We start from the raw sequence: 22,163 nt of genomic DNA, 5'->3' as shown, positions 1-22,163 counted from the left end.
GTGTTTGATTTGGCATAAGTGGCTGGCGTGGCAGGCTGCGTCTCGCCGTTTAACGCGACAAAGGTGTAAAGTTTCTCGCTGAAACGCGATAAAAACTACTAAAATGGCACAATGTAACAACTGTGTCACACGGCTTTGTTACAGCCAAGTTGAGAACCGAACAGGAAGCAGTTGTAATTAGTTGTAATTGCTATTCCGATTACATGACCACTGTGCCGAGGCGGAGCGTCAATTCCGTTTCCGGCGCCGCCAGACTTGTTATGTAAATTGCAGTACTATATCTATGAGACTGTTTTACGACATCAATAGATGGTACTATTTTGAAATGTTGCAGTTTTAATAGTGAGACTTGCGCGTAGCATTTGCAAAGGAAGAAAATGCGAACTGCATTTGAAGCGTGGGCGCAGCGTGACGGCCACATTGTGCGGCGAAGAGAAGACAAACCGGATGAGTACCTGATTTTCGAAACCCAGCGCCGCTGGGTTATCTGGCAGGCAGCTCTGACGCATGGCAAGACGGCGGCCAAGCCGCGCGTGAGCGCTGCCGAAAAGGCGGCGAAAGCCCAGCGCGCGCTGGAAATGTCCTCCGATGAGGCGACCGTGCGCAACAAGGTGCTCAATGAAGTGCTCGACGCCTTCAACGGCGCCGATGGCGCTGCCGGCATGGAAGGCATACTGAAAGTGATCCAGGGCCTGAAGATGAAGCAGAAGGCACTGGCCGACGACAAGAGCGAAGATTCAACGGCTTGAGGGGACGGCGATGCGTTATCGACACTACAAGGGCGGCATTTATGAACTGGTGTGCGAAGCCACGCTGGAAGCGGATCTGACGCCGATGATCGTGTATCGCGCTGCGGACGGTTCCATCTGGACCCGGCCGAAAGACGTGTTTTTTCAACTGATCGAAGTCGAAGGCGTCATGGTCCAGCGTTTCGCTCCCATCAACTGATGGCCGCCTGCGTGCGTGCCCGGGATTATTTCATGCGTAAACTGCTGCCTGCCGTTTTGGTGCTGGGCTTTGCCTGTACCGCGGCGCATGCCGAAACCATCGGTTCGGTCGACACGGTGTTCAAACTGATCGGCCCTGACCACAAGATCGTCGTCGAAGCCTACGACGATCCCCGTGTCGCTGGCGTCAGCTGCTATCTGTCGCGCGCCAAGACCGGTGGCATCAAGGGCGCCGTCGGCCTGGCCGAGGACAAGGCTGATGCGGCCGTCGCCTGCCGCCAGGTGGGGCCGCTGCAATTCAAGGGCAAGCTGCCGCGCCAGGAAGAAGTGTTTACCGAGCGTGCCTCGCTCTTCTTCAAGCATGTGCGCGTGGTGCGCATGGTCGACAGCAAGCGCAATGCGCTGGTCTACCTCGTGTATTCCGACCGCCTGATCGAGGGCAGCCCGAAAAACAGCGTCACCGCCGTCGCCGTGCCCGCCGACCAGCCGATTCCCGTCCGTTAAGCGAGCCAGCCATGCGTGTGCCGCTGTCCGCCCCCCTTGCCGCCTTTGCCGCCGGGACGCTGTTGTTCGCTCTGGGCGGCTGCGCCACCTTGACCGGCAATACCGAGCAGATGGTGCTGGTGCAAACCATCCAGGACAACCGCGAGCTCAATGGCGCCGGCTGTATCCTCAGCAACGACGTGGGCAAGTGGTTCGTCACCACGCCGGGGCGCATTACCATCCGCAAGAGCCAGGAGCCTCTGAAGGTCGATTGCCGCAAGCACGGTTCACCCGCCATCGCCACGGACGATCACATCGACCCCAAGCTCAATGCCAGCGTCTGGGGCAATGTCATCCTGACCCTGGGCGTCGGTTATTTCGTCGACCGCAACACGGGCGCCGGCTTTGACTACCCGTCGATCCTGACCATCGTCATGCAAGACCCGGCCCGTCTGGCGCCGCCGCCCGCGCCGATTTCGTTGCCGCCGCCTGCGGCCGCCGTGCCGGAAACGGTGGTGCAGCCAAAAGTGGCGCCATCGCCTTTGCCCAATCCCGTCGTCTACTGATTCAAATACACCTAAAAAAGCCGCCATGGTCAGTGACCATGGCGGCTGCCTTCTTACGTAACGACGCCTGACAAAACCGTAGCGAGCGGGAGCTAGTGGTGGCCGAGAAGCGCAGCTGTACTTTATGTACAGCGAGCATCGCCGGCCGCCAATAGCCCCGCGCAGTAGGTTTGGTCTGGCGTTCTCTTACACGCGGTTGATCAGGAAGGTCGTCAGCAGGGGCACTGGACGACCGGTCGCGCCTTTTGCGCCGCCCGATTTCCATGCCGTGCCGGCGATGTCCAGATGCGCCCAGGTGTACTTCTTGGTGAAGTTTTCCAGGAACGCCGCTGCCGTCACCGAACCGCCGCCTGGCGTGCCGATGTTCGCCAGGTCGGCGAAGTTCGACTTCAGCTGCTCGTTGTAGGCCTCTTCGATCGGCATGCGCCATGCCGTGTCGCTCGACTGCTTGCCCGCTGCCAGCAGTTCATTGGCCAACTGGTCATGCGCCGCATCGCTGCGCGTAAACAGGCCGCTGTTGTGGTGGCCCAGGGCGACGACGCAAGCGCCCGTCAGGGTGGCGATATCGACCACGGCTGCCGGCTTGAAACGTTCGGCGTAGGTCAGCGCGTCGCACAGCACCAGACGGCCTTCGGCGTCGGTGTTCAGCACTTCGATGGTCAGGCCGTTCATCGAGGTGACGATGTCGCCCGGCTTGGTGGCGCGGCCCGACGGCATGTTTTCGCACGCGGCGATGACGCCGATGACGTTCAGCTTCAGGTTCATTTCGCCGATGGCGCGGAAGGTGCCCAGTACCGAGGCGGCGCCGCACATGTCGTACTTCATTTCATCCATGCCAGGACCGGCCTTGATCGAAATGCCGCCCGTGTCGAAGGTGATGCCCTTGCCGACCAGGACCACTGGCGCATCCTTGGCCTTGCCGCCCAGGTGCTTCAGGACGATGAATTTCGGCGGCTGCTCGCTGCCGTTGGTGACGGACAGGAAGCTGCCCATTTTCAGCGCTTCGAGCTGTTTGCGGTCCAGCACTTCGACGTCAAACTTGTAATCCTTGGCCAGCTGCTTGGCCGTGTTGGCCAGGTAGGTTGGATTGGCGACGTTGGCAGGCAGGTCGCCCAGCTTGCGCGTCAGGTCGGAACCGTTGCCGATGGCGATGGCTTGCGCCAGCGCGCCGCGCGTCGCTGCCGTTGCCGGTGCCGCCAGGGCGATCTTGCGCACGCCTGCTGGCGCCGGATCTTTTTTGCTTTTTTGCGAGTCGCAGCGGTATTCGCTGTCGTGGGCGGCTTGCACCACGCAACGGATTGCCCAATTTACGTCGCGCTCTTTCACTTCCGTCAGCGGTAATGCGATAATGGCGTCCGCAGCGCCCAGCGAGCCGAAAGCCTTGAGGGCCGCTTGTACACCGGTAGCGAAGCTTTTTTCGCTGACAGTTTCGTCGCTGCCCATGCCTACCAGCAGAACACGTTCGGCGGCGACGCCATCGACTGCGCGCAGCAGCAAGGTGCTGCCTGGCTTGCCGCTGATGTCGCCGGACTTCAGCGCAGCCGAAATCGCACCCTTGCTGTCCAGCGATTTTGCCGCTGGCGACAGTTTTTTGTTTTCGAATACCGCAACCGCGATGCATCCGCTTTTGGCCGTGCCGAGGGTGCTCTTGGTATCGAATGCTTTTATGCTAAAGTCCATTTGGTTCTCCGTTTTCATTTACTAGTAACGTGTTACTCAACTAACTGACCCGAATTATAAACTCCGAATGATCTTTCAACGCGCCCTTCGACGTGAATTGGCTAGTGCCGCCGGGGCCACCTTCACTGTTTTGTTCAGCATCCTGCTCACCTGGATGCTGATCGGTATTCTCGGCAAGGCGGCGGGCGGCAAGATTGCGTCGGCCGACGTCATGTCGCTGATGGTTTTTTCCGCCCTGATGCAGCTGCCCACCATCATCATCCTTACCGGTTTCATTTCGGTGCTGATGGTCGTCACGCGCAGCTACAAGGAGTCGGAGATGGTGGTGTGGTTCGCCTCCGGCCTGAGCCTGTCGCGCTGGATCTGGCCCGTGCTCAGCTTCGGCCTGCCGCTGGTGCTGGCCACCGGCGTCCTGAGCCTGTACGCCACGCCGTGGGCGCAAAAGAAAAGCGATGAATACGTGTCGCGCTTTGAGAAGCGCGAAGACCTGCAGAAAGTCACGCCTGGCCAGTTCCGCGAATCGGCCGGCAGCAACCGCATCTTTTTCGTCGAGGGCGTCAGCGGCGAGAAGAATGTGGTGCAGAACGTCTTCGTCAATACCGTCGATGAAAAAGGCAGCGCCGTCGTCGTCGTCGCCAAGGAAGGCGTGATCAATACCGACGCCAAGGGCGAACGCTTCCTGGTGCTCAAGAGCGGCCGCCGCTACCAGGGCGTGCCGACACAGGCGGACTTCCAGACCATGGAATTCGAGCAGTACATCATGCGCATCGAGAGCAAGCAGCAGGAACTGGGCGCGGAACTGGGCGTGCGCGCCATGAGCACCATGGCGCTCATTGCCGATCCGAATCCCTACACCATGGCTGAATTGCTGTGGCGCGTCAGTGCGCCCATGATCGGCCTGATGCTGATCCTGCTGGCCATTCCGCTGGGCTTTGTCAATCCGCGCGCCGGCAGTTCGGCCAACCTGATTGTGGCCCTGCTGATTTTCTTCACCTACAGCAATCTGATCAAGGTCGTCGAAGCGAGCGTGAAACAGGGGCGCCTGACATTCGGCCTGGCCTGGTGGCCGCTGCACCTGCTGGCGGCACTGGCCGTGGTGGCGCTGTTTGCATGGCGCCTGAATGTGAATCACCGCTATCATCCGCTGGTCCTGCTGGCGTCCTTCAAGCGCGCGCGCCGCGCCGGCAAACCAAGTAAAGCGGTATCGAAATGAAGATTTTACAGCGCTATTTTGCGGTCTCGATATTCCAGGCGGTGCTGTTCGTGCTGCTCGCCTTTTTGGCACTGCAAGCCTTCATCGACCTGACGGGCGAGCTGCCCAAGGTGGGCCGCAACGGCTACACCATCCAGTATGCCTTCCTGTATGTGCTGGTGCTGGTGCCGGGGCATGTGTACGAGGTGATGCCGATTGCGGCACTGATCGGCACGATCTATACGATGGCGCAGTTTGCGGCCAGCTCCGAATTTACCATCATGCGCGCCTCGAGCATGTCGACGGCGATGGCGGCCGGTTTCCTGTTCCGCATCGGTATCGTCTTCGTCGTCATCACCTTCATCTTTGGTGAGCTGATCACGCCGCGCACCGAGCCGCTGGCCGAACGCCTCAAGCTGACGTCGCGCGGCGCGGCCGTGTCGAGCGAATTTCGCTCGGGCCTGTGGACCAAGGACATGGTCAAGAGCGACGGCCTGACGGGCACCGTCACCGGTTCGCGCTTTTTCAATGTGGGCGAAGCGCGTCCGGACGGCCAGCTGAAAAACGTCAAGCTGTATGAATTTGATACCGATATGCGTTTGCGCACCCTGACCGTGGCCAAGGGGGCGACGTATCAGGGCAATAATATCTGGCGCCTGACCGACGTGACGGAAACCTCGTTCTCGAACAGCGCGGCGACCTCGCCCGGCTTCGAACCGAAGCTGACGAACTACTATGGGCAGGAAACGAGCCTGGTGCGCACGGTGCAGAGCGCCAGCAAGGACATGACGTCGGAAGTGACGCCGAAGATTCTGACGGTGTCGGCTTCCGATCCCGAGCGCATGTCGGCCAGCGAACTGGCCGTGTACACGCGCCACCTGGCCGAGAACAAGCAGGAAACGGAACGCTTCCGCATCGCCTTCTGGAAAAAGCTGATCGATCCGCTGGCCATTTTCGTGCTGATGGCGCTGGCGCTGCCGTTCGCCTACATGCACACGCGCAGCGGCGGCATCAGCCTGAAGATCTTCATCGGCATCATGATCGGCGTGAGCTTCATGCTGGTCAACACCCTGTTTTCGCATCTTGGGCTGCTCAGCACCTGGCCGGCCTTCCTGACGGCGGTGGCGCCGAGCACCCTGTATCTGCTGCTGGCGCTGGGCGCCCTGTGGTGGGTGGAGCGGCATTGATGGAGACGAACGTGCAACAGGCACTGATCTTGTTTGCCCATGGCGCGCGCGCCGCATCGTGGGCCGCGCCCTTCGAGCGCCTGCGTGATCTGAGCCAGGCGCGCCTGCCCGGCACCAGCGTGCACCTGGCCTTCCTGGAGCTGATGACGCCGCGCCTGCCCGAACTGGTGGCGACCCTGCTGTCCGAGTTGCCCGCCGGCGCCATCCTGGACGTCACCGTGGTGCCCGTGTTCCTGGGGCAGGGCGGGCATGTGCTGCGCGACTTGCCGCTGTTGCTGGAAGAACTGCGCCAGCAGCATCCGGCACTGCGCCTGAAGGTGGTCGAGGCGGTGGGCGAGAACGCCAGCGTGCTCGCTGCCATCGCCGATTACTGCGTGGCGGCGCCAGGCTCCAGCCCTCTGCCTTGAGCGGCATCGACATCGACATCGTCTACCTGTGGGTTGACGGCGCCGATCCCGCATGGCGCACGCGCCGGCGGCACGCCTATGCCGCCTGGGCGCAGGCGCATCCCGGCCAGCTGGCCCTGCACGGTAACGTGGCGGGGCGCTACCGTGACAACGGCGAACTGCGTTACAACCTGCGCGCGCTCGAGCGCTTCTTCCCAGATCACGGCCATGTCTATCTGCTGACGGACCGCCAGGTGCCTGCCTGGCTGTGCGCTTCACCGCGCCTGACGGTGATCGACCATGCCAGCCTGATGCCCGATGCCTCCCTGCCCGTGTTCGACTCCGGCCATATCGAATCGTACCTGCACCATATTCCTGGCTTGTCCGAGCGCTTCCTGTATCTGAACGACGACGTTTTTTTTGGCGCGCCGTTCGAGCCCGCATTCTGGTTTGGCGGGGAAGGGGACCGGCGTTTGAGTGTGTTTACGGAGAGCGCGCAGCAACCCGATTTACAGGGCTTGCGCGCCGACGTGGCGGCACCCGTGAATTGTGCCACCCTGTCGCGGCAATGGCTGTCGGCGCAATACGCCGATTACCGGCATGAACCGCGCCTGTATGCGCATGCGCCGCGGCCCATGCTGAAAAGCGCGCTGCATGCACTGGAAGGGCTGGCGCCGGCCATGTTTGCCGGCGTGCGCGCGACGGTGTTCCGTTCCTGGCAGGTGCCGGCATTGCTGCCCGACCTGGTGCCGCGCTGGATGGTGCATCAAGGCGTGGCACGGGCGCGCATGCTTGACCCGCTGCATATCGCCAGCGGCGATGTGGATGCGCCGCAGCAGCTGGAGGAGCTGGCGGCGCGTTTCGGCAGCTTGCCGTTTTTCTGTATCAACGATACCTGCGACGAGGCCGAGGACGACGATCCGCGCCTGCTGCGCGTGGCCGCGACCTTGCAGCGGCTGCTGCCGCTGCCATCTTCCTTTGAAATCTGAAGACGGTCAGGCCGCTTTCCTTTTTGGCGCCAGGCTGATGCGGGCGGCGGCCGTGCTGTCGGACAGCGAGGCGAGGAACAGCAGCAGATAGGCGCCCAGTTCGAAGACTTCCTCGCCCAGCAGCGCGTAAGCGTCCGGCATGCCGTGAAATACCTTCTTGTCGAAAGGCCAGCCAGCGACCATCAGCAAGCCGCCGATGGCCGTCAGGATGGTGATGCGCATGCTGAAAATCCGCGGCGCAAGGGCAAACACCTTGCGCGCGCGCGGCGCAAAAAAGATCAGCAGGCGTATCAGGATCAGCAATTCCATCACGCGCAGGGCTTTTTCAAGCTGCGCCCAGGCGGGGGCCGTACCGAACTGGTCGATATCGAGTTCGCGCAGCAGGAAGCCGAACAGCAGGGCCGACAAGCCCGCGTGCATGAGGAAACGCAGGGACTGGCGGTCAGGCTCCTGCCATGCGCGCACGCCGTGCACAGTGCAGGCCAGGGCCAGGAACAGCGCCTGCAGCCATTCCAATAAATGGTTTTCATCGTCGATATTCGGAAACACCGTCCACAGGGCGATGGAGGCGAGCATGCTGAGCAGCACAGCGCTGGCGACGCCGGCATTACTGCGGCTGAGCGAAATCAGGGCTTCGCGCATGGAAGTGAAATTCATGGTTGGATCGTAACGGCTAAAGTTGCGCGGCGGCGGTATTGCAGCCTGCGGGCGCAGCTTTTTTCGGGGAGACTGCCGCGCGGTTCCCGTCAACGGGGAGGCCGCACAGCAAGCGCTATGGCGGGGTGTAGCGGGAATTTCATTGCAATTACGCAATAACTTCTCGAGAAAAGATGCGTGAGCATCGTATCATGTTTCTTTTGAAGACGTCGGTTACTGACTTTAAAGTCGGTAAAATACGGTGTATTTATTCAGGCATGGCGCGCCAGAACAGCAGTGTCATCTTCGATGGCCTGGTGTGCGCGCGTGGCCATGGCGTCGCCCAGCATCACCAGAACGGGGCCGTGGGTGTCGCCCAGGCCGTGCGCCAGGGCGCTCAGCGTCAGGCGCACGATGCGCTGGTCCGGGCGGCTGCAGTTTTCAATCACCACCACGGGCGTGTCAACGCGCCTGCCCTGGGTCAGCAGGCGTTGCGCCGTGGCGATGGCTTCGCGTCCGCCCATGTATTGCACCAAGGTATCGCAGTCGGGAATGCGCGTCTGCTCCGGTTCGCCCGGCGCCGTGCTGGATGTGAAAAAAGCCACGCTGCGCGAGACGCCCCGCTTGGTCAGCGGTTGCAAGGTGGCGGCGGCAGCCGCCAAGGCCGTGGTAATGCCGGGCACCACTTCGACAGCGATGCCCGCTTCTTCCAGCGCCCGCAGCTCCTCGTCGGCACGGCCGAACAGCATGGGGTCGCCCCCTTTCAGCCGCACCACGACGGCGTGCTTGCGCGCGTTGTCGACCAGTTGCTTGTTGATGAAGGCTTGCGCCGTCGACAACTGGCCGCAGCGCTTGCCGACCAGAATCTTTTGCGCCTGCGGACACAGCTCCAGCATCTCTTCTGTGACCAGCGCGTCGTGCAGCACGACGTCCGCTTGCGCCAGCAGGCGCGCGCCGCGCAAGGTCATCAGGTCTTGCGCGCCGGGGCCGGCACCGATCAGGTAGACCTTGCCGGGGAGTGATGTGGAGTTGTTCATGGTGCTTTCTTTCCTTAGTCGAGACGAATCATTCCCGCCGCGACGGTCTGGTGGGTCACTTCATCGATCAGGATGAATGCACCCGTGGCGCGGATATCGGCATACGCGTCGGCCGCCAGCGCCTGCTGCACGTTCAGGCTGATGCGCGCAATATCGTTCAGCTTCAAGCCTTCGGCAGGATGGCGCTGTTGCGTATTGATGTCGAGGATCGACTCGATCGCCGTCACTTTTGCCGCCGTCTGTTTCGTGCCGTGCTTGATCCAGTACTTGCGGCGCAGGTCCAGCGCGTCTTCGGACAGCCAGCATACATCGGCCACCACCTGTTTCAGCAGGGTGGCGGGGCGGTCCGCTCCGGCCAGCAAGTCGCCGCGCGAGATATCGAGGTATTCATTCAGCAGCAGGGTCACCGACTGGCCCACCACGGCCGTCGGCAGCGAGCCATCCAGCGTGACGATATCCTTGACGGTGGCCGTCTGGCCCGACGGCTGCACCACGAGGGTGTCGCCGATGCTGACCTTGCCCGCTTCGATGCGGCCCATGTAGCCGCGGAAGTCGTTCGCTTCGTGGCCGTTGTGGCGCGCCACCAGCTGCACCGGGAAGCGGAAAGGCGTGTCGTGCGATTCGTCGTAGACGGACAGCGATTCGAGCAGTTCGATCAGCGTCGGGCCCGTGTACCAGCCCAGCTTGTCGCCGCGTTCGACGACGTTGTCGCCGGTCAAGGCGGACAGCGGGATCGGCGTGATGTCCTTCAAGCCCAGCGACTGGGCAAATTCGCGGTAGGCTGCGACGATGCGCTTGTACACGGTTTCATCGTAATCGACCAGGTCCATCTTGTTGACGGCGACGACCACGTGCTCGATCTGCAGCAAATGGGCAATCGTCGAATGGCGCTTGGTCTGGATCAGCAATTCCACGCTGCCGTCGTCACCGAGTTTGACTTTCGACACGTCGATCAGGATGATGACGGCGTCGGCCGTGGACGCCCCCGTGACCATGTTGCGCGTGTACTGTTCATGGCCCGGCGTGTCGGCGATGATGAACTTGCGTTTCGGCGTGGCGAAATAACGGTAGGCCACGTCGATGGTGATGCCTTGCTCGCGTTCCGCTTCCAGGCCGTCCGTCAGCAGGGACAGGTCGACCGTGTCGCCCACCGTGCGCTTGTGCTTGGAGCGCGACATGGCGTCGAGCTGGTCGGCGAAGATGCCCTTGCTGTCGAACAGCAAACGGCCGATCAGGGTGCTCTTGCCGTCATCGACGGAACCGGCCGTAATAAAGCGCAACATGCCGCGTTCAACGCTGTCGGTGAGAGTGGTGTTGGAGATTGCTGCGTTCATTAGAAATACCCTGCTTTCTTGCGTTTTTCCATCGAGGCTTCGGAAGTCTGGTCATCCATGCGGGTGGCGCCCCGTTCCGTGATTTGCGTGATTGCCGTCTCGGCGATGATGGCGTCGACCGTCGCCGCGTCGGAAGACACGGGGCAGGTGCACGAGATATCGCCCACCGTGCGGAAGCGCACGACTTGCGTTTCCACCGTTTCGCCTTCGCGCGGCGGCGTCAGATCCGTCAACGGTACTAATAAACCGTTGCGCGGGATCACCTGGCGCTCGTGCGCGAAGTAGATCGGCGGCAATTCCAGCTTTTCGCGGGCAATGTATTGCCACACATCCAGTTCGGTCCAGTTCGAGATGGGGAAGACGCGCATGTTTTCACCGGGATGCACGCGGGTGTTATACAGGTCCCACAATTCGGGGCGCTGGGCTTTCGGATCCCAGGCGCCGAATTCGTCGCGGAAGGAAAAGATGCGTTCCTTGGCGCGGGCCTTTTCTTCATCGCGGCGCGCACCGCCGATGCAGGCGTCGAATTTGTATTCAGCAATCGTTTCCAGCAAGGTCACGGCTTGCGCCGCATTGCGCGAATCCGTGGCCGGGTTGCGCAGGCGCACGGTGCCGCGCTGGATCGAATCTTCGACGGAGCCGATGATCAGGCGCTCGCCCAGCTCGGCCACTTTCTTGTCACGGAAGGTGATGACTTCCGGGAAGTTGTGGCCCGTGTCGATATGCACGAGGGGGAATGGAAACTTGCCTGGACGGAAGGCTTTCTCGGCCAAACGCAGCAGGACGACGGAATCCTTGCCGCCGGAAAACAGCAGCGCGGGGTTGGCCGATTCGGCCGCCACTTCGCGCAGGATGTGGATGGCCTCTGATTCAAGGCTGTCGAGGTGACGCTGGTTCAAAATATTGCTCATATGGTGTACTTTCTTGTTCTGCTGAGTCTGTTGTGTCTGTTCAGGCTGCCACGGATTTGATGCGTATCAACTTGCCGTCCACCATGTGCAGGCCGCATTCCTTGGAGTCCGGGTTTTCCCACCACCAGCGTCCGGCGCGCACATCTTCGCCCGGTTGCACGGCCCGCGTGCACGGTTCGCAGCCGATCGACGGGTAGCCCTGGTCGTGCAGCGCGTTGTAGGGCACGTCGTTGGCGCGGATATAGTCCCACACATCCTGCTCGGACCAGTCAGCCAGCGGATTAAATTTCGTCATCGCGTGCGCCGGATCGTCTTCCTGCACGTGCAGTTCGGCGCGCGTGGTGGACTGGGCGCGGCGCTGGCCCGTGACCCAGGCCTTGTTGCCGGCCAGGGCGCGGCCCAGTGGCTCGACCTTGCGGATGCGGCAGCATTCGCGGCGCATCTCCACGCTGTTGTAGAACGCATTGAGACCGTTCTGTTCCACGTAGGCCGCCACCGCTTCCGGCTGCGGGCGGTACAGGGTGATGTCGTGGTCGTAGCGGGCCTTGACCTTGTCGAGCACGGCCAGGGTTTCCTGGTGCAGCCGGCCTGTTTCCAGGGAAAAGATGCCGATTGGCAGCTTTGCCTTGAGAATCATGTCGGTCAGCACCATGTCTTCGGCTGCCAGGCTGGACGCGAACACGGCCGGCGCAAATTCCGCGGCGATGCGTGTCAGCGTTTGCTCGGTGGCGTCAATCAAAGAAGTCAAATCGCTCATGATGGGTCCTCAGATGCCGGCCGCGTTGTCGAGGTCAGGATTCTGGCCTTCGCGCTGGTGACGGCGGAAAAGCGGCGATTTCTGATCCCACGAGGCCTGGTAAGTTTCCGAAAAGACCGACAAACCTTTTAAAGCGTCATGGATGCTGCGGTCCGGGCGCGTCGCATACGCGTCGAAGCCGACCCTGTGCATGGAAAACAGCTGGTCGCGCAGCACGTCGCCGATGGCGCGCAATTCACCCTGGAAACCCAGGCGGGCACGCAGGTTGAAGGCGATGGAATAGCCTCGGCCATCCGTGAATTTCGGGAAGTCCACGCCGATGACGGGCAGTTGCGCCACGTCGGCCGCCAGTTCTTCCGGGCGCTCGTCGCTGGCCAGCCAGACGCCGATGTCGGGCAGGCGCGCGGCCAGGGTGTCGCGCTGGGCTTGCCACACGGGCAGCGGTACGATGACCTTGCCGGCGGGCACGACCACCGTTTCCGGCGTGTCGGTCTCATCGAGGCGCAGCAAGCCCCAGGTATTTGGCACCACGGCGGCGTTCTTGATGATTTCTTCGCGTACTTCAAACATATTCGTCTTCTCCCACCAGGTTGCCGACCGTGATCGGCGTTGCATAGACATGTTCCTTGAACGGCGCCAGGCCCAGGCGCTGGGCCGTATCGACGAAGCGCTCGCCTTCGTGGCGGTCGCGCACGTAGACGTGCAGCAGGCGGCCGATGACTTCAGGCATCTGCAGGGAAGAGAATGATGGTCCGATGATCTTGCCGATGGCGGCGTTGTTGCCTTGCGCGCCGCCGATCGACACTTGATACCATTCGCTGCCATCCTTGTCGACGCCCAGGATGCCGATGCTGCCCACGTGATGGTGGCCGCAGGCATTGATGCAGCCGGAAATATTCAGTTCGATCTCGCCGATGTCGTGCTGGAAGTCGATGCTGTCGAAGCGTTCCGCGATGGCGGCCGCGATCGGCAGCGACTTGGCGTTCGCCAGCGAGCAGAAATCGCCACCGGGGCAGCAGATCATGTCGGTCAGCAAGCCGATGTTCGGCGTGGCCAGGCCGTGCGCCTTGGCTTCCTGCCACAGCTTGAACAGTTTCGATTGCTCGACGTCGGCCAGCACCAGGTTTTGTTCATGCGTCACGCGCAGTTCACCAAAGCTGTAGCGGTCGGCCAGGTCGGCCGCGAAATCGATCTGCTCGGCCGTCGCGTCGCCCGGTGGCACGCCCGTTTTTTTGAGCGACAGCACCACGGCCACATAGCCGGGGCGCTGGTGTGGCTTGACGTTGCGCGCCAGCCAATTCACATACGCCTTGTTGTCCGCGTGTTCGGCCTTGTAGTCGAGTTCCGGCAGGGCAAGGTAGGCGGGCGGATTGAAAAAGTCCGCCACGCGCTGCATTTCCTCGGCCGTCAATGTTTCCGGGCCATCCTTCAAGTCGACCCACTCCGCTTCCACCTGGCGCGTGAACTCTTCCACGCCGATGGCTTTCAACAGAATCTTGATGCGCGCCTTGTATTTGTTGTCGCGGCGGCCGTGCAGGTTGTACACGCGCATGATGGCCTGGATGTAGGTCAGCAAATGCTGCCATGGTAAAAAGTCGCGCACGACGCTGCCCAGGATCGGCGTGCGGCCCATGCCGCCGCCGGCCATCACCTTGAAGCCCACCTCGCCAGCGGCGTTGCGCACGGCCGTCAAGCCGATGTCGTGCACGGCGATGGCGGCGCGGTCTTCCTCGGCGCCATTGATGGCGACCTTGAATTTACGCGGCAGGGCGATGAACTCGGGGTGGAAGGTGCTCCACTGGCGCAACACTTCCGCGTACGGGCGCGGATCGATGATTTCATCGGCGGCGACACCGGCGTACGGGTCCGATGTTGTATTACGGATACAGTTACCGGACGTCTGGATCGCGTGCATTTCCACGGACGCCAGGTCCGTCAGGATATCGGGAGTCTGTTCCAGCTCAATCCAGTTGAACTGGATGTTCTGGCGCGTGGTGAAATGGCCATAGCCGCGGTCATACTTGCGCGCGATGTGCGCGAACATGCGCATCTGCGTCGACGACAGCAAGCCGTACGGCACGGCGATGCGCAGCATGTAGGCGTGACGTTGCATGTACAGGCCGTTTTGCAGGCGCAGCGGGATGAATTCCTCTTCCGTCAGTTCATTGGCGATACGGCGCGCAACCTGGTCTCGGTACTGGGCGATGCGCTCTTTGATGATGAGGTGGTCGTACTGATCGTAATGGTACATATCAATTCCTAAAAAAGCCGGGGTACTGGAAGACTGCCTGGGATGATGTTCTGGATACTGCTCTTGTCTTTAATAGATTAGCTTTATTGCCACGCCGGTCAAGGTCATCGCCAGCAGCACTCTTAAAAACTTCTCCGGCACGGAGCGGGCCACCCAGGAGCCGAGCGTGATGCCGGGCAGGGAGCCGACCAGCAGCGAGGCCAGCAATTCCCAATGGATGGAACCGAGCCACCAGTGGCCCAGGGCGGCGATGGCCGTCAGGGGCACGGCGTAGGCGATATCGGTGCCCGCCACTTCTGCCGAACTCATGCGTGGATACAGCATCACCAGCAAGGTGGCGCCGATGGCGCCGGCACCGATCGACGAGATCGTGACCAGAGTGCCCAGCACGGCGCCTGAAATGATGGTCGCTGCGGCAAGCTTGTTTCCTTGTAATTGTTTTTCAGGGTGGGCATTGATCCATGTGAGCATGCGGCCCTTGAAAACCAGCGCGACCACGGTCAGCAGCACGGAGCCGGCGATCGAGTAACGGATGATCTGGCCGATTTCCGGCGACAGGGTGCCAAATGATTTCAGCGCCAGGGTCGACACGACGGCGGCAGGCAGGGCGCCGATGCACAGGCGCTTGACGATATCCCAGCGGATGGTGCCACGCAGGCGGTGCGTCAGGGTGCCGGCGCTCTTGGTGATCGAGGCGAACGCCAGGTCGGTGCCCACGGCCACGGAGGGCGGCACGCCAAACAGCAGGGTTAACAGCGGCGTCATCAGCGAGCCGCCGCCCACGCCGGTCATTCCTACGAGTAATCCTACGGCAAATCCTGAGACTATATAAGACAAAGTCATGCTTGCACCCCCAAAGTACCCGCAATAGTAATAAACTTAGTGTTTATTCCAAACTACTTAGTACGCATTTGCTTATATGCGATATGCGTATATGCATGAACGCAAAATCATGGGTGGGGCGGAAACTCGGCAAATTACGGCAATCTAGGGTAAACCAGCAATGAATCTCCATCAACTGCGCTTCGTGCGCGAAGCGGTCCGTCAGAACTATAACCTGACGGACGCCGCCAAGGCCTTGTTTACGTCGCAACCGGGCGTATCGAAAGCCATCATCGAGCTGGAGGAAGAGTTGGGCGTGGATATTTTTACACGCCACGGCAAGCGCATCCGCGGCTTGACGGAGCCGGGCCGCCTGGTGCTGGAATCGGTCGAGCTGATCATGCAGGAAATCGACAGCATGAAGCGCATCGGCAAGGAATTCGCGGCGCAGGACAGCGGCAGCTTTACCATTGCCACCACGCATACGCAGGCGCGCTACACCTTGCCCAAGGTGGTGCAAGCCTTCATGCTGAAGTTCCCCAAGGTACGCTTATCTTTGCTGCAAGGCAACCCACGCCAGATCGCCGAGATGGTGCAGCGCGACCAGGCCGATCTTGCCATCGCCACGGAATCGATCGCCGCCATCGATGGCCTGATTACCTTGCCCTGCTATCAATGGGAGCACGTGGTGGTGGTGCCGGTCGACCATCCGCTGCTCAAATCGAAGTCCGTGACCCTGGAAGAAATCGCCGCTTTCCCCCTGATTACCTATGACAGCGCGTTTGCCGGACGCAACAAGATCGACCACGCTTTCGTGCTGCGCGGCCTGAAACCGGACATCTTGCTGGAAGCCATCGATGCCGACGTCATCAAGACTTATGTCGAGTTGGGCATGGGGATTGGTATCATAGCGGGTATGGCCTTTGATGCCGAACGCGACAAAGGCTTGCGCTCCATCCCTGTCGGCCACCTGTTCGGCATGAATGTGTCGCGCGTGGCCGTCAAGCAGGGCGCGTATTTGCGCAGCTATATTTATACCTTTATCGAGTTGCTGACGCCGACCCTGAACCGCAAGCTCATTGAGCAGGCGATGAGCGGAGATAAAGAGCACTACGAACTATAACAATGCATGAAGTCGGCCGGGCGATGTGCCTGGCCAAGATTATTTAAGAAGAGAAGAAACAATGATTACCGATCAGCTTGCCAAATATTACGCCACCATCGCGCAGCAATACGAGCGCGTCTATGACAAGCCCGAACGCCAGGAAGACCTGGAAGTGTTGCGCGACAAGGTTGCCGACGTGCTGGAAGGCCACACCGTGCTGGAACTGGCCTGTGGTACCGGCTACTGGACGGACGTGGTCGCCGAGTCGGCCGAGTCCGTACTGGCCACCGATATCAACGATGAAATGCTGGCGCTGGCCCAGGCCCGCGGCTTGCCCGACAACGTCACCTTCGCCAAGCTCGACGCATTCAACTTGCCCGATGATCTGCTGGGCAAGTTCACGGCCGTGTTTGCCGGTTTCTGGTGGTCGCACGTCAAGCGCGAAGACCAGGACAAATACCTGAAGCAATTGCGCAACAAGCTGGGCAAGGATATCCTGCTGGTGCTGATTGACAATTCCTATGTCGATGGCAGCAGCACGGTCATCGCGCGCACTGACTTGCTGGGCAATACCCACCAGTTCCGCACGACGGATGCGGGCGAGCGCTATGAAGTGCTGAAGAATTTCCCGTCGGATAGTCATCTGCGCAAGAAGTTTGCCCACTCGGCCCGTGAAATCCGCATGAAGCGCCTGGAATACTACTGGCTGCTGAGCTGCCGCCTGAAGTAAGGCCGGCACGACAAGATAAACCGCCTGCGGGCGGTTTTTTTTCGCCTGTTGTTTTTATGTGACACGGCGTTGTGCTAAAAAGCAACAACTTGTCGATGTCATATTGTTGAAGTATTTCGTGGGCATGATTCGGTTCAGCAGCTAAGCAGCTCAGCAGCAGCTCAACTTGTCCAACCTAATGTAGAGAATCTCAAGTGAAAAAAATTACTCTGGCAGCATTGATCATCGGCACCTTCGCAGCAGCGACGGCGCAAGCACAATCGAACGTCACCGTGTATGGCCTGGTTGACCTCGGTATTGCCAAGACCACTGGCCAGCCGACGGTACAACGCGAAAACAATGCGTCGCGCCTCGGTTTCAAGGGTACGGAAGATCTGGGTGGCGGCCTGTCCGCAATTTTCAACCTGGAAAGTGAATTCCTGGCCGACACCGGCGCGCAAAAGGGCGTGTTGTTCGACCGTCAAGCGTATGTGGGCTTGAAAGGCGCTTTCGGTACTGCCATCCTGGGCCGCACCAAGAATCTGGTCGATGGCACCATCGCCCGCGTCGACCCATTCAACACCTACGGCGTGGTTGGCAAGAACAATGAAACCCTGCTGCGTTCGGGCGTCGGCTCGTCGCGCGTGAACAACGCTGTGACCTACAACAGCCCGAGCTTTGAAGGTTTCGTGGGCAGCCTGCAATACGTGCTGAGCGAAGTCAACAGCGCTGACGCAGGCGTCATCGGCCTGGCAACCTACGACAATGGCCCGATCAGCTTGCACGCCGGCTACGAAAAAGCCGTGCAAGCAACGGCGACGGCCGCCAAGCCTGACCTGTGGTCCATCGGTGGCGGCTATAAATTCGGCCCAGCCAAGATCACGGCCGCCTACTCGAAAGGCGACACCAAGGTGGCTGCCAACGGCGAATTCAAGTCCTACCTGATCGGCCTGAACTACACGGTTGGCGGCGGCGATGCCAAAGTGTCGTATGGCAAGCAAGAGCAAAGCAACAACAAGGTCAAGGATCAGGACACCATCAAGGAATTCGGCGTCGGCTACGACTACCACCTGTCGAAGCGTACCGACGTGTACGCTTACGCTGGCCGCGAGCGCGTCAAGTCGCTGACTTCGTACCAAGTTGGTATCGCACACAAATTCTAAGCATCCGTTGATGTGATGGATGACAAAGGCGCCTGCGGGCGCCTTTTTTCGTTATGACGTGGCTGTTTCCATCACTTCCGCCTGCATGGGCAGCGAGATTTCGATGCGTGTGCCGCCCAGTTCGTTATCGGCGCCGATATGAATGCTGCCGTTCAAGCCCCACACCCGTTCGCGCATACCCAGCAGTCCCAGGGCCGTGGCTTTTTCCAGGTCATGTTCGGCAATGCCGCGGCCGTCATCCTGAATGGTGATCGCCAGCGAGGAATCGATGCGGTGCAGGGCGATGGTGATGTGGCTTGCCTCGGCATGGCGCGCGATATTCGTCAGCGCTTCTTGCACGATGCGGTAGATGGCCGTGCTGCGCGCGTCGTCGAGCACGAGGTCGGCCTCGTCGGCCAGCAAGTCAAAATGGATGGCGCGGCGCAACAGGAAGTCGTGGCGCAATTTTTGCAGCGCGAAATACAAGCCTCCTTCATCGAGCGCGCGCGGACGCAGGTTGCTGGCGATGCGCCGCAGCGAAGTGATGGCCGTCACCAGCAAGCCGTCCATGCTCTGCAGCAACGCTTGCAGGGGGCCGGTGGTGTCCGAGTGCTGGCGCACCAGGGTCAGGTCGCCACGCAGGGTGGCCAGCAATTGCCCCAGGTCGTCATGCAGTTCGCGCGCGATATGCTTGCGTTCCTCTTCGCGGATGGATTGTAGCGCGCTCGACAATTCACGCAATTGTGAAAAGGAGCGGGCCAGCTGTGCATGCATCTGCTGGCGCGCGCTGATATCGCGCACGATGATGGTAAATACGCTGTGGCCGTCTTCTTGCATGGCCGAGAGCGAGCCTTCGAGGGGAAACATGGCGCCATCGCTGCGCCGTCCCGTCAGGGTGTAGTCGGTGGCGCGCCGGCCCGTCAGGCGCAGCTCCTGACTGATGTCGCCAAACGGCGGATCGCCCTCGTGCCTGCCCAGGCTGCGCAAGTCGCGCAGGATGTAGTGGCCGAGGTGCCTGCCGCGCATGCCGTCCGGCGTGTCGTCGAACAATCTGGCTGCCGCCGCGTTCGCAAGCAGGATGAATTGCCCGCTATCGATGCTGATGATGGCGTCGCTGGCGCTGTCGATGATGGCTTGCCCGCGCGCCTGTCTTTGCCGGCGGGCTTTCAGCGGAGGAAACAAGCACAGCAATAGCGCCGCCGCCATGCCCAGCGGCAGGATGCGCAGCAGTGTGGGACTGCCTCGGTCGGGCATGGGCTTCTCCTTGCGAACGTGTACGAAGGCAGGCAAGACAGCGATGGAGCGTTGGACTTCATGTAGCCTATGCCTGCTGGGGCGGCGCGGCTTGATGTGGCGCAGGAAGGGGGGTGGAAGAGATCAAGGCGCCGCGCCGGCATGGGCCGGGCGGCGGCGCGCGACTTACATTTGCTTGAACAGGTGCAAGAAGCTGCGGCTCACTTCGAGCTTGTCGGATTTGCCTTTGATGAGTACCAGGTGGCGGCCGCGGATGTCGCGCGTCACGCCTTCGATGGCATTCACGTTGACCAGGGTAGCACGGTGGATTTGCCAGAACAGTGCAGGATCGAGCTCTTCGGCCAGATCGCGCACGGGCTTGCGGATCAGCGCCTCGTACTTGGCGGTTTGCACGCAGGTGTATTTCTCGTCCGAACGGAAAAATAAAATCTCTTCCACCGGGATCATGCGCAAGTCCTGGCCGATGCTGGCCTGTATCCATTGCAAATAGGTGGGTTTGGCCGTGATTTTTTCCGCCAGCTGCGACAGCATGGCCGTCACGCTGCTGTTGACGTCCAGCGCAGGCTTGTTCAAGTGCGTTTTCAGGCGCTCCACCGTCACCAGCAAGCGCTCATGCTCGGGCGGCTTGAGCACATAATCGACGGCGCCCCGCTCGAAGGCTTCGACGGCGTGGGTGTCGTAGGCCGTGACAAAGACGATATGCGTCTTGCTGCCAATTACTTGCGCCGCCTCCATGCCCGTCTTGCCCGGCATGCGGATATCGAGGAAGGCAAAGTCGGGCCTGAGTTGCTCCACCAGTTCGATCGCTTCGTCGCCATTCTTGGCTTCGCCGATGATTTCCAGTTCGGGCCAGGCCTGGCCCAGGCGCAGGCGCAGCTGGTCGCGCATCAGTCTTTCGTCGTCGGCAATAATAGCGGTAGGCATAGGTCTCAAGTGTGAACAGGCGAAGATTGATTATTCAATGATTTAGCGTTTTTATCAACTGTCTTATTTAGACAGCTGATATGGCACTTCGATCACGGCGCATACACCGCTGGGCTGGTTGGGCGTGATGGTCAGGCTGCCCTGGTCGCCATGCAGCAGCTTCAGGCGTTCGCGGATGGTGGGCAAACCCAGTCCCGTGCCATCGCTGGGCACCACGCCAAAGCCCAGGCCGTCATCGGTGACGATAACGCGCAGCTTGCTGTGCGCCACTTCCGCCACGATGCGCAGGGTGCCGCCTTCCGGCTTGACTTCCAGGCCATGCTTGATGGCATTTTCCACCATCGATTGCAGCATCATGGGCGGGAACGCGGCGCTGCGCAGGCCATCTGGAATCTGGAAATCGACGGTCAGGCGTTCTTCCATGCGCATTTTCAGCAGGTTCAAGTACGCTTGCACCATGTCCGCTTCGCGGCCCAGGTTGGTAATCAGGGCGTTGTCGCGCATTTGCGGCAGCACGGCGCGCAGATACTGGATCAGGCTGCGCTGCATCTTGGCAGCGCGCGGCGGGTCGACCTGGATCAGGTGTTCGACGGAGGCGAGTGTGTTGAACAGGAAGTGCGGCTCGACTTGCGCCTGCATCATCTGCATCTTCGCTTCGCTGAGCTGGCGCTGCATGGATTCCCGTTCGGCTGCCTCATTCGCCGTGACAGTTTCCGCTTCGGCACGTTTTTTGCCGCCAACCAGGGCTTTCATGGCGAACAGGGCCAACACCAGCAAAGACACAAAACTCTTGAACCAGGTCGACGCTTGCTGGTGGTAGCGCGACACTTTTTGCTCCGCAGCATCATCGACCGCTTCTTCGATGGCATTCGACAGCTCTTCGCCGATTTGTGGTGGCAATTCAATATGGACTTCTTCCCCCGAAGCATTGGTGGTCACGGGATAGCTGGGTTTGGCTGGAGCGGCCGGTGGTTGAGGCGGCTCAGGCGGTACGGCACTGGCTTGGACGTCCGCCTCGGCGGCATCGGCTGGATCGCTGGCTGCATCGGCCGCGCTGCTGCGCCGGTTCTTGCTGTTGCGGGGATTGAAATGGATGCCGGTATCGTCGATCAGGATATTGGTTTCGCCCGTGCCCTTGCTGCTGCGTTTATGCGACTTGATGACCACTTCTTCGTCCGGGCTGGACGAGAACAGCTCATCTTGCAAAATGGAGCCGGCGATCAGGGCCAGCGCCGCGAACAGGAAAAATTTCCACCAAGACAGTTGGGTAACCCAGGTTGTCGTCGCGTCGAATGCCCGTTGCACCCAAGCGAGGATGGTTTTCAACAATTGGGGCAGGCTGGAAATCGGAAGCATGGGGGCACTTTCAAGTACAAGAGTTAATCGACGCAGCGGGCAAGTTTAACCCCTTGTTGAGTAGCGTCAGAGTCTGATATTGCCACTGTGCCTAAAGACCACGAACTACGCCAGCCGATTGCGACAGGCTGCACAAAAAGGCGCTTGAAGTGAAGACAATGCTTGCTGGGCGGTGAGGGTGGAAAAATAGCCCTTGCGGGGCGTGCGGGGCAGGGCTATAATTCGCCCCCTCGCTGAACGATGCATGCAAATGCTGAGTGAGGCGGGTAAAAAAGAAGGTTGACGAAATTCTGAAAAAGCTTCATACTCTTTCTTCTTCGCAGCTGACAAACACAACGCTTTGTCGATAGCGCGAAAGCAGTACCGAATACCGTTCTTTAACAATTAACAGTCGATAAGTGTGGGCATTTGATGTAAGTGCAGCGTCAATCTTCGGATTGGCGTCTAACTTAAAATATCAAATGTTCACAAGAAATAATGAAATAGGCGCTACGC

At 60.5% G+C, this 22,163-nt stretch carries 23 protein-coding genes; 11 read left to right on the top strand and 12 right to left on the bottom strand.

The genetic code is table 11. From position 1 onward, the window contains the following. Positions 1 to 377: 377 nt before the first annotated feature. Genes O0882_RS17150 through O0882_RS17135 form a run of 4 tightly spaced genes read left to right on the top strand, consistent with a single transcriptional unit; the run spans position 378 to position 1,996 of the window. Positions 378 to 749, top strand: a complete 372-nt coding sequence (locus O0882_RS17150; protein WP_289949904.1) for a hypothetical protein — start codon at positions 378 to 380, stop codon at positions 747 to 749. Between the two features lie 10 nt (positions 750 to 759). Further along, a complete protein-coding gene (locus tag O0882_RS17145; protein ID WP_034782199.1) occupies positions 760 to 948 on the top strand; it encodes a DUF1653 domain-containing protein in 189 nt (62 codons plus the stop codon). Between the two features lie 32 nt (positions 949 to 980). Further along, positions 981 to 1,451, top strand: coding sequence for a CreA family protein (locus tag O0882_RS17140; RefSeq protein ID WP_289949902.1), 471 nt, complete (start codon positions 981 to 983; stop codon positions 1,449 to 1,451). A gap of 11 nt (positions 1,452 to 1,462) precedes the next feature. Continuing rightward, the gene (locus O0882_RS17135) at positions 1,463 to 1,996 is read left to right on the top strand and encodes a hypothetical protein (RefSeq protein ID WP_289949900.1); all 534 of its coding nucleotides are present in this window, start codon (positions 1,463 to 1,465) and stop codon (positions 1,994 to 1,996) included. A gap of 186 nt (positions 1,997 to 2,182) precedes the next feature. Here O0882_RS17135 and O0882_RS17130 read toward each other — a convergent pair whose 3' ends face one another. Then, the gene (locus tag O0882_RS17130; RefSeq protein ID WP_289949898.1) at positions 2,183 to 3,676 is read right to left on the bottom strand and encodes a leucyl aminopeptidase; all 1,494 of its coding nucleotides are present in this window, start codon (positions 3,674 to 3,676) and stop codon (positions 2,183 to 2,185) included. A 67-nt stretch (positions 3,677 to 3,743) separates the two neighbouring features. Here O0882_RS17130 and lptF point away from each other — a divergent pair, with 67 nt between their 5' ends. From lptF to O0882_RS17110, 4 genes are read left to right on the top strand one after another with little or no spacing between them, the layout of a single operon-like run. Next, a complete protein-coding gene (lptF, locus tag O0882_RS17125; protein WP_289949897.1) occupies positions 3,744 to 4,889 on the top strand; it encodes an LPS export ABC transporter permease LptF in 1,146 nt (381 codons plus the stop codon). After that, complete coding sequence (lptG, locus tag O0882_RS17120; protein ID WP_219133427.1) at positions 4,886 to 6,055, top strand: LPS export ABC transporter permease LptG; 1,170 nt, start codon at positions 4,886 to 4,888, stop codon at positions 6,053 to 6,055. The genes lptF and lptG overlap by 4 nt, the downstream gene beginning before the upstream one ends. Continuing rightward, complete coding sequence (locus O0882_RS17115; protein ID WP_289949894.1) at positions 6,055 to 6,462, top strand: CbiX/SirB N-terminal domain-containing protein; 408 nt, start codon at positions 6,055 to 6,057, stop codon at positions 6,460 to 6,462. The genes lptG and O0882_RS17115 overlap by 1 nt, the downstream gene beginning before the upstream one ends. Then, a complete protein-coding gene (locus O0882_RS17110) occupies positions 6,459 to 7,430 on the top strand; it encodes a Stealth CR1 domain-containing protein (protein ID WP_289949892.1) in 972 nt (323 codons plus the stop codon). Before O0882_RS17115 ends, O0882_RS17110 begins: the two co-directional genes overlap by 4 nt. A gap of 6 nt (positions 7,431 to 7,436) precedes the next feature. Here the strand turns inward: O0882_RS17110 and O0882_RS17105 are convergent, their stop codons facing one another. The 8 genes from O0882_RS17105 to O0882_RS17070 form a co-directional block, all read right to left on the bottom strand. Beyond that, complete coding sequence (locus O0882_RS17105; protein ID WP_289949891.1) at positions 7,437 to 8,087, bottom strand: hypothetical protein; 651 nt, start codon at positions 8,085 to 8,087, stop codon at positions 7,437 to 7,439. Positions 8,088 to 8,338: 251 nt separating this feature from the next. Continuing rightward, a complete protein-coding gene (cobA, locus tag O0882_RS17100) occupies positions 8,339 to 9,103 on the bottom strand; it encodes a uroporphyrinogen-III C-methyltransferase (RefSeq protein WP_289949889.1) in 765 nt (254 codons plus the stop codon). A 14-nt stretch (positions 9,104 to 9,117) separates the two neighbouring features. Beyond that, complete coding sequence (locus O0882_RS17095) at positions 9,118 to 10,437, bottom strand: GTP-binding protein (protein ID WP_289949887.1); 1,320 nt, start codon at positions 10,435 to 10,437, stop codon at positions 9,118 to 9,120. Beyond that, positions 10,437 to 11,348, bottom strand: coding sequence for a sulfate adenylyltransferase subunit CysD (cysD, locus tag O0882_RS17090; RefSeq protein ID WP_244199084.1), 912 nt, complete (start codon positions 11,346 to 11,348; stop codon positions 10,437 to 10,439). The genes O0882_RS17095 and cysD overlap by 1 nt, the downstream gene beginning before the upstream one ends. A 40-nt stretch (positions 11,349 to 11,388) precedes the next feature. Next, positions 11,389 to 12,105, bottom strand: a complete 717-nt coding sequence (locus O0882_RS17085; protein WP_289949882.1) for a phosphoadenylyl-sulfate reductase — start codon at positions 12,103 to 12,105, stop codon at positions 11,389 to 11,391. 9 nt (positions 12,106 to 12,114) lie between these two features. Then, the gene (locus tag O0882_RS17080) at positions 12,115 to 12,675 is read right to left on the bottom strand and encodes a DUF934 domain-containing protein (RefSeq protein ID WP_289949881.1); all 561 of its coding nucleotides are present in this window, start codon (positions 12,673 to 12,675) and stop codon (positions 12,115 to 12,117) included. Then, positions 12,668 to 14,356: a nitrite/sulfite reductase gene (locus O0882_RS17075; protein WP_289949879.1), complete on the bottom strand. Its 1,689-nt coding sequence runs from the start codon at positions 14,354 to 14,356 to the stop codon at positions 12,668 to 12,670. The genes O0882_RS17080 and O0882_RS17075 overlap by 8 nt, the downstream gene beginning before the upstream one ends. Before the next feature lie 69 nt (positions 14,357 to 14,425). Continuing rightward, a complete protein-coding gene (locus tag O0882_RS17070) occupies positions 14,426 to 15,199 on the bottom strand; it encodes a sulfite exporter TauE/SafE family protein (protein WP_289949877.1) in 774 nt (257 codons plus the stop codon). 160 nt (positions 15,200 to 15,359) lie between these two features. Here O0882_RS17070 and O0882_RS17065 point away from each other — a divergent pair, with 160 nt between their 5' ends. The 3 genes from O0882_RS17065 to O0882_RS17055 all read left to right on the top strand — a co-directional run bounded on the left by O0882_RS17065 (position 15,360) and on the right by O0882_RS17055 (position 18,155). Continuing rightward, the gene (locus O0882_RS17065) at positions 15,360 to 16,301 is read left to right on the top strand and encodes a CysB family HTH-type transcriptional regulator (protein ID WP_071078844.1); all 942 of its coding nucleotides are present in this window, start codon (positions 15,360 to 15,362) and stop codon (positions 16,299 to 16,301) included. 61 nt (positions 16,302 to 16,362) lie between these two features. Then, on the top strand, positions 16,363 to 17,013 hold the full coding sequence (locus tag O0882_RS17060) for a class I SAM-dependent methyltransferase (RefSeq protein WP_289949875.1): 651 nt from the start codon (positions 16,363 to 16,365) through the stop codon (positions 17,011 to 17,013). A 194-nt stretch (positions 17,014 to 17,207) separates the two neighbouring features. Beyond that, complete coding sequence (locus O0882_RS17055) at positions 17,208 to 18,155, top strand: porin (RefSeq protein ID WP_096234409.1); 948 nt, start codon at positions 17,208 to 17,210, stop codon at positions 18,153 to 18,155. 51 nt (positions 18,156 to 18,206) lie between these two features. Here the strand turns inward: O0882_RS17055 and O0882_RS17050 are convergent, their stop codons facing one another. From O0882_RS17050 to O0882_RS17040, 3 genes are all read right to left on the bottom strand, one after another. Then, positions 18,207 to 19,388, bottom strand: coding sequence for a PAS domain-containing sensor histidine kinase (locus O0882_RS17050; protein WP_289949872.1), 1,182 nt, complete (start codon positions 19,386 to 19,388; stop codon positions 18,207 to 18,209). A gap of 165 nt (positions 19,389 to 19,553) precedes the next feature. Beyond that, positions 19,554 to 20,312, bottom strand: coding sequence for a LytTR family DNA-binding domain-containing protein (locus O0882_RS17045; protein ID WP_289949871.1), 759 nt, complete (start codon positions 20,310 to 20,312; stop codon positions 19,554 to 19,556). 63 nt (positions 20,313 to 20,375) lie between these two features. Continuing rightward, positions 20,376 to 21,668 (bottom strand): histidine kinase, encoded by a 1,293-nt coding sequence (locus O0882_RS17040; protein WP_289949869.1) that lies wholly within the window; start codon positions 21,666 to 21,668, stop codon positions 20,376 to 20,378. Positions 21,669 to 22,163 lie beyond the last annotated feature (495 nt).

The sequence above is a fragment of the Janthinobacterium sp. SUN073 genome, assembly GCF_030397665.1.
Classification (GTDB): Bacteria; Pseudomonadota; Gammaproteobacteria; order Burkholderiales; family Burkholderiaceae_D; genus Janthinobacterium.
Note: the sequence above shows the minus strand (reverse complement) of the source record. Positions and strands in the feature narration are given on the sequence as shown.

Coding starts and splice junctions, on each gene's coding strand:
- cysD (WP_244199084.1), bottom strand. CDS start 11,348: ATGAGCAATATTTTGAACCAGCGTCACCTCGACAGCCTTGAATCAGAG.
- O0882_RS17040 (WP_289949869.1), bottom strand. CDS start 21,668: ATGCTTCCGATTTCCAGCCTGCCCCAATTGTTGAAAACCATCCTCGCT.
- O0882_RS17115 (WP_289949894.1), top strand. CDS start 6,055: ATGGAGACGAACGTGCAACAGGCACTGATCTTGTTTGCCCATGGCGCG.
- O0882_RS17130 (WP_289949898.1), bottom strand. CDS start 3,676: ATGGACTTTAGCATAAAAGCATTCGATACCAAGAGCACCCTCGGCACG.
- cobA (WP_289949889.1), bottom strand. CDS start 9,103: ATGAACAACTCCACATCACTCCCCGGCAAGGTCTACCTGATCGGTGCC.
- O0882_RS17080 (WP_289949881.1), bottom strand. CDS start 12,675: ATGTTTGAAGTACGCGAAGAAATCATCAAGAACGCCGCCGTGGTGCCA.
- O0882_RS17140 (WP_289949902.1), top strand. CDS start 981: ATGCGTAAACTGCTGCCTGCCGTTTTGGTGCTGGGCTTTGCCTGTACC.
- O0882_RS17050 (WP_289949872.1), bottom strand. CDS start 19,388: ATGCCCGACCGAGGCAGTCCCACACTGCTGCGCATCCTGCCGCTGGGC.
- lptG (WP_219133427.1), top strand. CDS start 4,886: ATGAAGATTTTACAGCGCTATTTTGCGGTCTCGATATTCCAGGCGGTG.
- O0882_RS17060 (WP_289949875.1), top strand. CDS start 16,363: ATGATTACCGATCAGCTTGCCAAATATTACGCCACCATCGCGCAGCAA.
- lptF (WP_289949897.1), top strand. CDS start 3,744: ATGATCTTTCAACGCGCCCTTCGACGTGAATTGGCTAGTGCCGCCGGG.
- O0882_RS17075 (WP_289949879.1), bottom strand. CDS start 14,356: ATGTACCATTACGATCAGTACGACCACCTCATCATCAAAGAGCGCATC.
- O0882_RS17085 (WP_289949882.1), bottom strand. CDS start 12,105: ATGAGCGATTTGACTTCTTTGATTGACGCCACCGAGCAAACGCTGACA.
- O0882_RS17145 (WP_034782199.1), top strand. CDS start 760: ATGCGTTATCGACACTACAAGGGCGGCATTTATGAACTGGTGTGCGAA.
- O0882_RS17045 (WP_289949871.1), bottom strand. CDS start 20,312: ATGCCTACCGCTATTATTGCCGACGACGAAAGACTGATGCGCGACCAG.
- O0882_RS17135 (WP_289949900.1), top strand. CDS start 1,463: ATGCGTGTGCCGCTGTCCGCCCCCCTTGCCGCCTTTGCCGCCGGGACG.
- O0882_RS17065 (WP_071078844.1), top strand. CDS start 15,360: ATGAATCTCCATCAACTGCGCTTCGTGCGCGAAGCGGTCCGTCAGAAC.
- O0882_RS17095 (WP_289949887.1), bottom strand. CDS start 10,437: ATGAACGCAGCAATCTCCAACACCACTCTCACCGACAGCGTTGAACGC.
- O0882_RS17150 (WP_289949904.1), top strand. CDS start 378: ATGCGAACTGCATTTGAAGCGTGGGCGCAGCGTGACGGCCACATTGTG.
- O0882_RS17070 (WP_289949877.1), bottom strand. CDS start 15,199: ATGACTTTGTCTTATATAGTCTCAGGATTTGCCGTAGGATTACTCGTA.
- O0882_RS17105 (WP_289949891.1), bottom strand. CDS start 8,087: ATGAATTTCACTTCCATGCGCGAAGCCCTGATTTCGCTCAGCCGCAGT.